Below are 13280 nucleotides of genomic sequence, written 5' to 3'. Positions count from 1 at the left end.
TGAAAGAACTAGACTTGTTCAGAGAAAAATATCCAATTGTTCCAGAATTAGATGATCGTGGAGAAATAATAAGAACTACCAGTCAGATAAAACAAGATACCGAAGACTCACTGCGCAAAGGGTGGGGAATGAATAATAAAGTTAGATAGAACCCCCTTTTTATAGCATAAAAAAGATTTAGAAGGATATATGATCCTATTGCATGAGAAGTACAATAAAATTAATAAGAAGTAACATTAACGAAAAAACGTGGAAATTATTCAGTGAATACAAAGAAATTAAATCTTGAAAAGTAATGGAGTATGGCTTGGAAAAGTTCAAAAAATATCAAGACAAGCTTCTCAAAAAAAGGGATTTTGATATCCAATAAAAAGAGTGAATCATTGTACTGCCCTCCAAAAAAGTAGTACCAAAAATCTAAATTTTTTGGAGGATTTTACATGACTCACTCTTTTTTTATCAAAGAAAGTATTTTCCAAGCAGTTTTTTCATCCAAAAATAAATCTGTAAAAAAATTACCATTCAAGGCGCCTAAACAACTCTCCGCTTTGAACTTACTTTTACAAATACCAATTCGTTTTGGAATATCGAAAATTTCTTTTAAAGAAAGACCAAAAGTCTTATCCTCAGATGCTTTGATGAATTCACCATTGATATTGAAGGGTCTTCCGTAAAGAAATCCAACAGTATCCGTCATGCTTGGAAATAGGATTTTACGATGCTTGTTCCAGGGTTCGACAGAATCAATAGAGGATAAGGTGCCAATTCCAGAAATTAACATATCTGCATGCGAAGCGGTTGCTAAGGTATTAGCTAAAGAAGGTTCTAGAGCCATTAGTTCACGTGCAGTTTCATTGATGACATATAAAGGAATACTGAGAGTCAAATAAGAAGACTCATAACGTTCAGCAGCTTTTTGAACTAATCGTGTGGAGCCAGCTAAGGAATTATATTTTCCGATTTCGCCAATGAATTGAGTAAAAATTAATTCTTCACGAGCACCCATTTTAAACTGATCAATCACTTTGTAAACGGTATCTCCCCAAGATAGTGCAACCACATTGGCTTTCTTAATTAATTCTTGAATGTAATCGGCAGCAAATTTTGAAAATAATAAATCGTGTTGTGATAAGTCTTCACTACTTTTTAATATATAGATATTCGTTTTAAAGTAATTTTTGAAGATTTCTTCTAGCTCATAATTCCTAGCATACGGAGAATTAATTGAAATACTAACTAATTGTTTTTCACGTGCATCTTCAATATATTTTAAAGCTTTATATCTGGTGATCCCATATTTTTTAGAAATTTCACTAATATTGATATCCTCGAGATAATAGTCTTCACAAATTTTTACAAGGAGTGATTCATAGTCAGAGAATTCCAGATGCATAGTATAGCTCCTAACTTTTTCAAATAGATATTTTTTCTCATTATACCAAAAAAATTGAATTTAGTCTTTTTTTAAATTTTTAAAAATAAGCATCATTTTTTTAAAATTTAAAATGAAAGGGTTTTTTTATTTTAAAAAAAGTGTTAAAGTGGTTTTGTAATTAAAAAATGTAAAAAGGAGTGAAGGTATGCTTGATGAAGTTTTAGAAATCCATAAAAAAAATGTAGGTGTTTTACGGATGGAAACAACAGAAGCCGTGCAAGATGATCAAGATTTAGCAAAAATGTACACCCCAGGTGTAGCAGAACTAAGTTTAATGATTGAGAAAAATCATGCTTTGGCAAGAGAATTAACAATTAGTGGTAAATTAGTGGCCGTTATTACAGACGGGTCGGCGGTATTAGGTCTTGGAAATGTAGGAAACCAAGCTGGATTACCAATCGTCGAAGGGAAAGCGCTGCTTTATAAAAATTTAGCAGGTGTCAATGCGATTCCATTAGCCATCGAACAAAAATCAGTAGACGAGATTGTACAAACAATTGTCAATTTGCAAAATAGTTTTGCAGGGATCCATTTAGAAGATATTGCAGCACCGAAGTGTTTTGAGATTGAAGAAAAATTACAAGAAAAACTTTCTATTCCTGTGTATCATGACGATCAAGAAGGAACAGCGATAGTTGTTTTAGCTGGATTGATCAATGCTGCTAAGATCCAAAGGAAAACATTAACTGAACTTCGAGTTTTGATCAACGGCATGGGAGCATCTGGGGTTGCAACAGCTAGACTATTAATCGCTGCTGGTATCAAAAATCTAACATTGGTGGATAAACAAGGGAGATTAAAGAAGCAAGATAGTACATTAAATAAATATCAAAGAGAGTTGTTGGATCATATACATGATACAAATAATAATGCAAGCGTTTTGGAAGATGCAATCGTTGGACAAGATGTTTTTATCGGTCTTTCAATAGGAAATGTTTTAACGCCTGAAATGATTGGAAAAATGAATGATAATCCGATTATTTTTGCTTTAGCCAATCCAGTACCAGAGATCACACCCGATTTAGCAAAAGAATCTGGTGCAAAGCTAATCGCTACAGGTTCTTCGAAATATCCTAACCAAGTAAACAATATTTTAGTATTTCCCGGATTGTTCAAGGGACTATTACTATCGAAAGCGAATAAAGTCGATCTTTCATTACAACTTGAAGTAGCCAAACAATTAGCTGCTAAGGTCGCAGAGCCTACGGTAGAAAAATTCATCCCTAATGTTTTTGATGAAGGAGTCGCAAACGTCGTTTCACAGGCAGTTTTGGATTATTTACAAAAACTAAAAGAAAACGAGGATAATATACATGCTGAAAACATTAAATAGAATTAAAATTGGTTTTATTCCTTTATCTCTTTATATCATTTTGGTACTCGCGTATCTTGCAATGACGATAAGCAATATCGTTCCAGAAAATGATATGTTAGTTTCTTTGGGTATTATGACTGTTTTTGCTTATTTATTAGAAGAAATTGGTAAAACTATTCCTATTTTAAAAGATTTAGGTGGTAAAGTATTAGTTGTTACATTTTTGCCTGCATTTCTAGTCTATAAACATTGGCTACCTCAAAGTACTGTAACTGTGGTTTCTGATTTTATGAATAATAACAATTTCTTGATGTTCTTTATCACACTACTAGTTGTCGGCAGTATTGCTTCAATGAATCGGCAAACATTGGTTAAAGCAACTTCACGTATTATCATTATTTTAATTTTATGCGATGTGATTGGTTCTTTGATAGGAACAGGTGTGGGAATACTCCTTGGGCTATCTGCTTGGAATGCGTATTTCTTTATCGTTGCGCCGATTATGGCTGGTGGTGTTGGGGAAGGAGCGATGCCATTATCGATTGGTTATGCAGCAATATTATCTGGTATGGGACAAAATGATATCTTTGGGAAGATTCTACCGTGTGTGATGTTGGGAAGTTTAGTCGCAGTTCTACTGTCTGGTATGCTCAAAAAAATTGGAGAGAAATACCCACAATTAAATGGTCAGGGTAATTTGATCGATGGGGATGATGAACATTTAGAGAACTTGAAGGGTTCAGCTAAACCAGTCAATATTGAAAAAACATTGTTAGCAGGCGTGGTAGCAATAACGATTTATTTTGTTGCTGTCTATGTTGAGCACTTATTAAAATCACTCCTTGGCTTTTCTATTCCTTCACCTGTGATCTTATTAGTCTCTCTTATGGGGGCTAAAATGCTTGGTTTTATCCCTAAAAATATCGAAGAAGGTGGAAATTCGTTGTATGGATTCACTGTTCGTGGGATCACACCTCCCTTACTTTTTGGCGTAGGGGTTGCAAAAACAGATTGGTTAGAGCTGATCGAAGTATTTAAAAATCCTGCAACGATAGTAACAATCATTGTGACGGTAGTAGCTATTGTCGCTACAGCTTTTATCGCCGCAAAATTTTTAAAAATGTACCCAGTTGATACTGCCATCGCAGTTTCATGTTGTAGCGGACAAGGCGGTACAGGTGCTTTAGCTATCTTAGCTGCGGGTGATCGCATGGAATTAATGCCATTTGCACAAGTTGCTGTTCGACTAGGGGGTGCTATGACCGTAACGTTCGCTATCTTTTTAATGGGTCTGCTATCATAAGAACATAAAGAAAGGACGTGACCATGTGTTTGATCAAACAGATATCCAACGATTATTTTTAAAAAATAACTATATCAAAGACCAATGGGAAAATCTTTTGCTTGATTCAGGAATACAAAAGAAGCAAATCGAAGATTTTCAACATTTAGATCAAACATTGGGTATATACCATAAAGAAAAGTTAGTAGGAACAGTATCTTATCAAAACAACGTGATTAAATATATCGCCGTGTCTGAAAAATATAAAGATGGTGGACATACATTTAATGTACTAGTCTCTGCAATAATTCAGGCAATGAGTCAACAAGAGATTTTTCATTATATTGTTTTCACGAAACCGCGCTATCAAAAAAGTTTTAACTTTTTAGGTTTTGAAACAATCGTATCTACCCCAAAAATAGCTGTATTAGAAATGGGAGATAGTTCTATAAAACAGTACCTAGAGAGGATTCCTAAAGTGAATGGTGAAAAAAAAGCAGCAATTGTCATGAATGCGAACCCATTTACAGAAGGGCATTATTATTTAGTAAAACAAGCTGCCAATAACAACGATTGGGTATATGTATTTGTACTCGAAAAAGAACAAAATCTTTTTTCGACGAAGGACCGACTCAAATTAGTTCAACAAGGATTACAAAAACTGAAAAATGTCATTGTTCTATCAGGTGGCGAGTATATTATTAGCCCTGCAACGTTTCCCACCTATTTTTTACGAGAAGATGATGAAATAGCAAAGGAGCAAATGGTCGTAGATGCTACTTTATTCAAAGAAAGAATTGCCACTTATTTAGATATCTCTGCTAGATATGTGGGAGAAGAACCACTTTCCCCAATGACTCGTTCATATAACGACATACTGGAAACGATTTTACCCCCTGAAATAAAAGTTCATGTCCTTGCAAGGAAGAAAACGGAACAACACCAAGTTATTTCTGCTTCTCAAGTTCGTAAAGCGTATCTTGCTGGGCAATTGGAAAAAATAAAATATATGGTTCCAGAAACAACCTATCAATACTTAAAAAATAAAAGGGAGCGTTAAGTAATGGAAATAAATAAATCAGCGATTGCTGGAACATTAGAGTCAAGTGATGTCCAAATCATGATTTCACCGAATACAGAAGGAATAGAAATCGATTTAGACAGTCAAGTGATTGAGCAATTTGGAAAACAAATCAAAAAAGTTATCTATGACACACTAGCAGTTTATCAGATTAAAAACGTAAAACTCAAGGTAGTAGATAAAGGGGCATTAGATTGCGTTATTGTTGCACGATTAAAAACAGCGATCCATCGTTCCTTAGGTATCCAACACCAAGAAACACCGTGGGAGGTTTAATTAGATGATGAAAGAACGTTTGAGAAGAACAATGATGTTTGTTCCAGGAAATAATCCAGCGATGATCAAAGATGCAGGTATTTATGGTGCTGACTCGATTATGTTCGACCTGGAAGATGCAGTGTCTATGGCAGAAAAAGACAGCGCAAGAATGCTTGTGGCTGAGGCATTGAAAACAGTGGATTATGGTGACACAGAATTAATTGTTCGAATAAATGACCTGCACTCAGAATTTGGACGTGCAGACATTTTTGCAATGGTTAAAGCCGGCGCGCATGTATTACGTTTACCTAAAACAGAAACCTCTGAAGATATAACAGAAGTAGAAAAAGTGATTATAGAAGCAGAAAACTATCATAATGTTCCGATAGGGCGAACATTGATGATGGCAGCCATTGAAGGTGCTTCTGGTGTATTGAACGCACCTGCGATCGCCAAAGCATCTGATCGATTGATTGGAATCGCCATTGGGGCAGAAGACTATGTGACAAATATGAAAACCAAACGATATCCAGATGGAAACGAATTGTTTTTTGCTCGCAGTATGATCGTTCATGCTGCACGTGCAGCAGGCATTTCCGCATTTGACACTGTTTACTCTGATGTGGATGATATGGAAGGATTTTTAAACGAAGTACGTTTAATCCATCAATTAGGTTTTGATGGAAAATCTTGTATCAATCCACGGCAAATTCCAGTAGTCAATACTGTTTATCAGCCGTCAATCAAAGAAATCAAACGATCACTAGACATCATCTCGGCAATCGAAGAAGCAAAAGAAAAAGGTTCTGGCGTAATTTCTTTAAATGGAAAAATGATCGATAAACCAATTGTAGAACGTGCACAACGGACATTGATGTTAGCAAAAGCATCACGATTGATTGATGAGGAGGGAAATATCCATGCATAATAAACAAAGACGTAGCATTCCATCAAGTGTTTTAACAAAGTATAAAAAAGAATTCCAAAGTGTTTCATTATCGCCACAAACGATTCAACGTTGTGCACCAAAAGTAACGACTGTAACTAATCAGACAAATAAATTGATGCACTCGATCAAAGAAGCTATAGAAAAATCGGGCTTAAAAGATGGAATGACGATTTCATTTCATCATCATTTAAGAGAAGGTGATTTTGTTTTTAACCAAGTGATGGCCGTGATCCGTGAAATGGGCATCAAAGAATTGACCTTAGCACCAAGTTCTTTAACGAACACTATGAATGAGATGGTTATTGAATGCATCAAGGACGGTACAGTAACTCATATCACAAGCAGTGGGATGCGCGGCAGCTTAGGTGAATTTATTTCTCATGGAGGAATGGACAATCCTGTGATTTTACGTTCTCATGGTAATCGTCCACGTGCAATTGAAAGTGGTGAATTGAAAATCGATGTTGCATTTCTAGGAGTACCAACATCTGATGATTATGGAAATGCTAATGCGACTGTTGGAAAATCCGTTTTTGGTTCATTAGGGTATGCAAAAGTAGATGCACAATATGCAGATAAAGTCATTCTTCTAACTGATCATTTAGTTCCTTACCCTAATACGCCCATTAGTATTCCGCAAACACAAGTCGACTATGTCGTGGAAGTAGAAGCAATTGGTGATCCGAATAAAATCGGTGCTGGTGCTACACGGTTTACTAAAAACCCAAAAGAATTAAAAATTGCTGAAATGGTCAAAGATGTCATTGTTCACTCACCTTATTTCAAAGATGGCTTTTCTTTTCAAACAGGAACGGGTGGTGCAGCTTTAGCAGTAACGCGTTACTTAGCTAGTGAAATGGAAGAAAAACAGATCAGAGCTTCTTTTGCATTAGGTGGCATCACTAAACCAACGGTTGATTTATTGGAAAAAGGTCTTGTTGAAAAAGTGTTAGATGTCCAAGACTTTGACAAAGGAGCAGCTGAAGGAATGGCGCGGCTTGAGAACCAACAGGAGATCGATGCTTCCTTTTATGCTGATCCAAGTAATAAAGGAGCGGTTGTTAACCAATTAGATGTCGCTATTTTATCTGCATTAGAAATTGACACAAACTTCAATGTAAATGTTATGACTGGTTCAGATGGTGTGCTAAGAGGTGCGATTGGTGGACATCAAGATGCAGCAACGGCTAAACTTACTATCATCTCAGCGCCGTTAGTACGTGGCCGAATACCTACAGTAGTAAATGATGTTACTACATTGATCACACCAGGGAAAAGTATCGATGTATTAGTCACAGAAGTAGGGGTTGCTATCAATCCCCAACGTAAAGATCTAATAGCTATTTTTGAAAGAATTCCACAAATTCCTGTTTTTACAATAGAAGAATTACAGCAAAAAGCAGAAAAAATAGTAGGCATCCCGGAACCTTTGCAATTCACAGATCGGATAGTTGCCTATGTAGAATACCGAGATGGTTCAATTTTAGATGTCGTTCGTCAGGTGAAAGAATTTGAAGAAGAGAGATCATGATGTTTGATACTGGAGAAATTCAAGAAATCGAGGATATTTTGATCCATAAAGAACAACGTGCTAACTTGCAAAGCAACCTGCTTTCCAAGTATTCAAATAGTTCATTGATGGTCTTTACATTGAATATTCCTGGGCCGATCAAAAATAATCCAATGATTGAGCAGGTATTTCGTCAGGGACAGCAGTCAATTCAGCAAATGTTTTTAAAAAAAAAGGTGGAAATGACGTACACAAAAGAAATCAATTTGCCAAGTGGATTGGACTGGTACGTAATAGTAACAGAAGCACCTTTGAATCTCAAAAAATGGTTGGTCACGTTAGAAGAGCAAGACGCATTAGGTAGACTTTTTGATTTAGATGTCTTGTTCAAAAAAGGAGAGCAGATAACAATTGTCAGTCGCCAAGCTCTTAATCATGGGGAACGTCCTTGTTTTATTTGTGGGAAATCAGCAAAGGTATGTGCACGTAATCGTACACATACTGTGAAAGAAATGCAAAAGAAAATCGAACAAATAGTAGCCGATTCCTTAAAAGGAGCATTGAAACATGCATGATAATATTCAAAAAATAGCACAAGAAGCACAATTAGCGATGCTTTATGAAGTTACATGTATCAATAAACCAGGATTGGTTGATCCAGTAGACCCCGGGTCTCATCAAGATATGGACATTTTTACTTTTCTACAAAGTAGTGTAGTTTTGACTCCCTATTTTGAAGAATTTATCCAAACAGGATTGGACCGACAACATCAACCAATTGAAGAAACCTTTATGGCGATTCGACAGATTGGTTTAGAGGCTGAAACTGCGATGTTCTCAGTGACAAATGGTATAAATACACATAAAGGTGCTATCTTTTCATTGGGGATTTTTCTTGCTATTTGTGGCCGGTTAACTATTTGGAAAGTTCCTTGTAAAAAAAGTTTCTTTCAAAAAGAAATTCAAAAAATGACGAAAAATCTACTTAACGATTTTGGGAAGATTGATCAAACAAAACCAAAAGCATGGACTTGGGGAGAATATCTATTTGTTAACCATGGATTGACAGGGATACGAGGGGAAGCCAAAAGAGGTTATCCTTGTGTTTTTGACCGAGGATTGCCTTATTATCAAGCATATCAAGGGTCGCAACAAGATAAGATGATAGACACTTTACTTTTTCTATCAATGGAAGTAGAAGATACCAATTTGATCAAACGAAGTAATAATAGACATGTTTTTGAAGAGTATCAATTACTTATTCGTCCTTATTTTGAATTAGGGGGTGTAAAAACCATACAAGGTAAAAAATATTTGGATTACCTAAATCAGCAATTTAAAAAGAAAAATTGGAGTATTGGTGGAAGTGCAGACTTATTGATCCTTACAATCTTTTTAGATAAAATCATGGACAAAGGATGGTTATGTTGATACTATAATACATTATTTTGTATTAGTAAGCTAATAACTAAAAAATGGTTCAATACAAATATTTTATAAAAAATGGTAGTGCCTATCCTTTCAGATTGTAGACAAAGAAAAATTTCTTTGTCTACAATTTTTTTGTTAATGACTTCAGTCAGTTTCGTGCGCAAAGCGTGCGAAACAAGAAAACCATGCGTTTCTACACGTGGAAGAACTAGCATATCGAAAGGAGTTTTTTCATGTCAAATGACGATAAAAGTTTAGCCCATACTCGTTGGAATTTTAAGTATCATATTGTATTTACACCAAAATATCGACGAAAAGTAATCTATAGGCAATTACGAAAAGATATTGGAAAAATACTTAGGAAGTTGTGCAAAATAAAAAACGTGGAAATTATAGAAGCACATGCAACGCCAGATCATATTCACATGCTTGTTCAAGTACCATCAAAAATAAGTATATCCAGTTTTATGGTTATCTGAAAGATCGTAGTGCTGTGCTAATCCACGAGCAGCACGTAAATCACAAATATAGATACGGAAATAAATCATTTTGGTCGGAGGAATATTATGTGAGTACAGTCGAATTGAATCAAAAGACAATTGAAAAATACATCCGTGAACAAGAAGCTGATGATCGCATTTGAGATAGTATAAGTAAAAGAGAGTAGATGTTGCAATAACAAAAGGGTAAAAATGGACTACCTCCAGTAAAATACCGAAAAATAGTTTAACTTTTGGAGATAAGTCCATTTAAGGGTCTATAGAATGACAATTTTTTTAGGGGATTTTACTATTATTACTTCAAGACCCGCTTGGATTCGCAAAGTGAGTGAACTCTTAAAACTACCTGATAGTAGGTTGTTTTAAGAGTTATCTGAAAGTAAAAATTGCATTTATATTTTTGATAAATACGTAAATTTATATATACGTATTTATCAAAGTTTTAGGCCAAAGGAATATTGTGTAAATACACTAGGATTGAATGAATAGACCAGAAGAAATTGCGTCCAAGAACAAAAGAAGCATGATAGTGCTCTATATAAATTGGGCATTCAAGAATCTGAAATTTAAAGGTAGAATTTTAGTTAGACTTTTAGATTTTAAACACAAAAATAACCATACAAGCAACAAGAAGCAAAGTGCTATATTATAAATTGTCCGTCCGTTTACTTACATAAGATCATTGGGGCTATTTTTAAAAGAGAATAATAGATAATAAATGAAAAAAAGCAGTTATTTGTTAAAATCATTGATATTATTAATAATAAGTATTTTTTGAAAGGGGAAATATAAAAGGTTTTTGAAAATAAATAAAAAATAGTATTACTTGTTCTATTGCTAGTTATTGCTAGTCTTTATTCTTTTTTGTTTTTTAGGGATGTACAAAAGATCTCAACCACAGGAGACATTGCTTTTCACTTTTCTAGAATAAAATGCTTGTCCTCAGTATTTTCTGGTCCAATAAATTTTACCACATTTAATAGCTATGGCGGAGGCGTGAATTTTTTTATCCATATCTAACATCTTTCCAGCCGTAATATTTTACTGGACAACAAACAATTTGATTCTAAGTTATATACTTACTATACGTTGGGATACTGAATATCTGTACAATTCTAGTGAGCTATCAATATGGACAAAAGAATAGATGCAGCCTTCTTATTCAGCTGTTTGTATAGCTTTTATGGATTGATATATATTAGCGTACTGCAATTTCAGAATCAATTGCGTTGACGATTGTACCAGTTGTCTTGTATTACACATATACTCTTCTTTATGAAAGAAAAAACTGCGTGATTCTTTTAGCTGTCAGTATGAGTTTGCTCATCTATACCCATATTCTCTCCACCTTTATGAGTGTGATTGTTATTGGCTTCTTGTTTATCGGCTCTCTTTTCTCTAAGCGGAAAGAGAGAAAAGAAATGTCGAATCTGATATCAAATATGATAAAAGCTGTTGGTTGGACCATTCTTTTAACAGCTTACGTTTGGTATCCGATGTTACAACAAGTCCTACATCAAAAAATTAATCGTCCTTTTCGCACAAAACTTCAAGAAAGGGCATTAAACATTTCTGATAGTTTAATCGGTGCAGTAAATAATGATTTAGTTACATTTACAATGGGAACAATTGGTGTGGTTTCATTTATTCTTCCACTTTTCTTTAAAAAAAAATTTGCCAATAAAGAAAAGATTATTAATTTTTGTGCAGTGACCACTTGGTTCTTATCAACGAATCTTTTTCCATGGGAATTTTTACAAAAAACACCTATTCAAATCATTCAGTTTCCTTGGAGAATCTTGGGTTTTCAAGTGCTTTTTGGTTCATTGATCTTAATTATAGTGTTTTTAAAGTGGAAAACAAGCAACAAAAAAAGTATGTGTAGCCTTGTAGGAATAGTCCTTCTTATTTTTACAGTGACTGTAGCAACAGAAGCGAATTATTCGCAGAAAATTCAATCGTATAAAGGTCGTTTAATTATGACCAAAAAAGATGTTACACTTTATACAACCTCGAGAACTGGAGGTCTTTATGACTATGCACCATTAGATGCATTGAAATATAAAGATCATTTAAAGAAACATGAAGTAAAAGTCTATGATTGATGGGAGAATGCATCTCATAAAGCACATAATTCTAAAATAATCTATACAGTAGGAGATGCGAATGAGCAAAATATCACGTTACCTGTATTTAATTACTGGGAACAGTTATGAAAGTAAATGGGAAAAAGAGCACTATAGAAAATGACAATGGTTTAGTGTCTATTAAAGGTACGGGAAAAAGAACTATAGTTGAGGTTTCATCTACGTATCCAACTACGATGATTCTATCTTTATTAATTAGTTCAATAACTTTTATATTCTTATTTACACGTTATTTAATAAGATGCTGCGGTTAAATGAAAATAGATTAGATAGATATTATAAATATGTTGATTCTATTTTCATAGCAATGGAGAAAATACATTAGCAATATATAAAAGAAGGTATCAAGAGTCACGGTGAATTTATTCCGAAAAGTGAAAAGAACAAATATAAAATTTAATAAAAATATAGAACTAAATAGGAAAACGTAGACGTAATTTTCTACGTTTTCCTTTTCATATATATTAAATATTACGGAAATTTATATAAACTAATTTAGTGTTTTGTTTGTAATTCCTAATTTTGCTCCACTTTTAGATAATTTTTAGGTCTATTTAACTCATCAGACATTCTATGCTCATTTTCTCCAAATTTGTTTCAACTCTTTCGTACTTAATTTTGCGTATTTGAAAATTCTTCTTTTAGAGTACTTTTATTACGATACTAGTATGATATATATCTATAGCAAACAGTTAAAATCTTCCTAAAATAAGCGAATAGCATTCCTAAAACCTATAAAATTTTTAGATGAAGCGACAAGTGGACAATTAATAAACTACTTGAACATGAAATTATGGATCACCTTTCAAATTTAGAAAATGGAATTCTTATACTTATTGCGCAACATTTATTGATTGCAAAATTATGTGACAAAAAGAACTAGTAGAAGAAGGAATAATGGCTTGATAATAAAGTACTACCTATTAAAGGTAGTACTTTATTTAATTTAGTATAAATTAACATACTACTATATTTTAAGTTTCATATTATATAAATTAATAATATACTACCATTTTTTGGTAGTATAATTTAAAGGTAATAAGTTATTCTTTTATTACTATGTTTGGGTTTTATAGCAAGGAAAGTTTAATAAGAGTTTGGACCTAGCAAACAATATTAATGAGGTCATTAAATCTTATTATCTTTAGTGATATAACGAAATATCTACACAGACAAAATTATGATCTTGCGTAAAGTTATAAAATATTAATAAAAATATTTTATTAACGCCGATTGTAAAATTAAGCTAGACAACTAAAAAAGTCATTTGTGCTACACTCAAAATAGTTCCGACCAAAGAATTATAAGGAGTGAGTACAAATGACCTATACCCATCTTACAACGGATGAACTTGTAATAATAGGGTCTTATT

At 33.8% G+C, this 13280-nt stretch carries 10 protein-coding genes and 1 pseudogene; 10 read left to right on the top strand and 1 reads right to left on the bottom strand.

Annotation, left to right across the window (positions count from 1 at the left end; genetic code table 11):
• Window positions 1–445: 445 nt before the first annotated feature.
• Window positions 446–1393: a sugar-binding transcriptional regulator gene (locus KFO35_RS13355; protein ID WP_002303155.1), complete on the bottom strand. Its 948-nt coding sequence runs from the start codon at window positions 1391–1393 to the stop codon at window positions 446–448.
• 187 nt (window positions 1394–1580) lie between these two features.
• Here KFO35_RS13355 and KFO35_RS13350 point away from each other — a divergent pair, with 187 nt between their 5' ends.
• From KFO35_RS13350 to KFO35_RS14490, 10 genes and pseudogenes are all read left to right on the top strand, one after another.
• A complete protein-coding gene (locus KFO35_RS13350) occupies window positions 1581–2768 on the top strand; it encodes an NAD(P)-dependent malic enzyme (RefSeq protein ID WP_002303156.1) in 1188 nt (395 codons plus the stop codon).
• Entirely contained in the window at window positions 2749–4053 is a 1305-nt protein-coding gene (locus tag KFO35_RS13345) for a 2-hydroxycarboxylate transporter family protein (protein ID WP_002303157.1), read from the top strand. The genes KFO35_RS13350 and KFO35_RS13345 overlap by 20 nt, the downstream gene beginning before the upstream one ends.
• Window positions 4054–4078: 25 nt before the next feature.
• Window positions 4079–5092, top strand: coding sequence for a [citrate (pro-3S)-lyase] ligase (citC, locus tag KFO35_RS13340; protein ID WP_002303158.1), 1014 nt, complete (start codon window positions 4079–4081; stop codon window positions 5090–5092).
• Window positions 5093–5095: 3 nt separating this feature from the next.
• Window positions 5096–5389: a citrate lyase acyl carrier protein gene (citD, locus tag KFO35_RS13335; RefSeq protein ID WP_002303159.1), complete on the top strand. Its 294-nt coding sequence runs from the start codon at window positions 5096–5098 to the stop codon at window positions 5387–5389.
• A 4-nt stretch (window positions 5390–5393) separates the two neighbouring features.
• Window positions 5394–6299, top strand: coding sequence for a citrate (pro-3S)-lyase subunit beta (citE, locus tag KFO35_RS13330; RefSeq protein WP_002303160.1), 906 nt, complete (start codon window positions 5394–5396; stop codon window positions 6297–6299).
• On the top strand, window positions 6292–7851 hold the full coding sequence (citF, locus tag KFO35_RS13325) for a citrate lyase subunit alpha (protein WP_024634710.1): 1560 nt from the start codon (window positions 6292–6294) through the stop codon (window positions 7849–7851). Before citE ends, citF begins: the two co-directional genes overlap by 8 nt.
• Window positions 7848–8405, top strand: coding sequence for a citrate lyase holo-[acyl-carrier protein] synthase (citX, locus tag KFO35_RS13320; RefSeq protein WP_002305953.1), 558 nt, complete (start codon window positions 7848–7850; stop codon window positions 8403–8405). Before citF ends, citX begins: the two co-directional genes overlap by 4 nt.
• Window positions 8398–9261: a triphosphoribosyl-dephospho-CoA synthase CitG gene (gene citG, locus KFO35_RS13315; RefSeq protein ID WP_002303163.1), complete on the top strand. Its 864-nt coding sequence runs from the start codon at window positions 8398–8400 to the stop codon at window positions 9259–9261. The genes citX and citG overlap by 8 nt, the downstream gene beginning before the upstream one ends.
• A gap of 233 nt (window positions 9262–9494) precedes the next feature.
• Window positions 9495–9904: pseudogene (tnpA, locus tag KFO35_RS13310) on the top strand (IS200/IS605 family transposase).
• Between the two features lie 1086 nt (window positions 9905–10990).
• Window positions 10991–11866, top strand: a complete 876-nt coding sequence (locus tag KFO35_RS14490; RefSeq protein ID WP_002343063.1) for a 6-pyruvoyl-tetrahydropterin synthase-related protein — start codon at window positions 10991–10993, stop codon at window positions 11864–11866.
• Window positions 11867–13280 lie beyond the last annotated feature (1414 nt).

Origin of the sequence: Enterococcus lactis (assembly GCF_015751045.1) — a bacterium.
GTDB classification, from domain to species: domain Bacteria; phylum Bacillota; class Bacilli; order Lactobacillales; family Enterococcaceae; genus Enterococcus_B; species Enterococcus_B lactis.
Note: the sequence above shows the minus strand (reverse complement) of the source record. Positions and strands in the feature narration are given on the sequence as shown.

Bases quoted from the DNA above. Each gene is read 5' to 3' on its own strand.
- KFO35_RS13355 (WP_002303155.1), bottom strand. From the start codon at position 1,393: ATGCATCTGGAATTCTCTGACTATGAATCACTCCTTGTAAAAATTTGT.
- KFO35_RS13350 (WP_002303156.1), top strand. From the start codon at position 1,581: ATGCTTGATGAAGTTTTAGAAATCCATAAAAAAAATGTAGGTGTTTTA.
- KFO35_RS13345 (WP_002303157.1), top strand. From the start codon at position 2,749: ATGCTGAAAACATTAAATAGAATTAAAATTGGTTTTATTCCTTTATCT.
- citD (WP_002303159.1), top strand. From the start codon at position 5,096: ATGGAAATAAATAAATCAGCGATTGCTGGAACATTAGAGTCAAGTGAT.
- citE (WP_002303160.1), top strand. From the start codon at position 5,394: ATGATGAAAGAACGTTTGAGAAGAACAATGATGTTTGTTCCAGGAAAT.
- citF (WP_024634710.1), top strand. From the start codon at position 6,292: ATGCATAATAAACAAAGACGTAGCATTCCATCAAGTGTTTTAACAAAG.
- citX (WP_002305953.1), top strand. From the start codon at position 7,848: ATGATGTTTGATACTGGAGAAATTCAAGAAATCGAGGATATTTTGATC.
- citG (WP_002303163.1), top strand. From the start codon at position 8,398: ATGCATGATAATATTCAAAAAATAGCACAAGAAGCACAATTAGCGATG.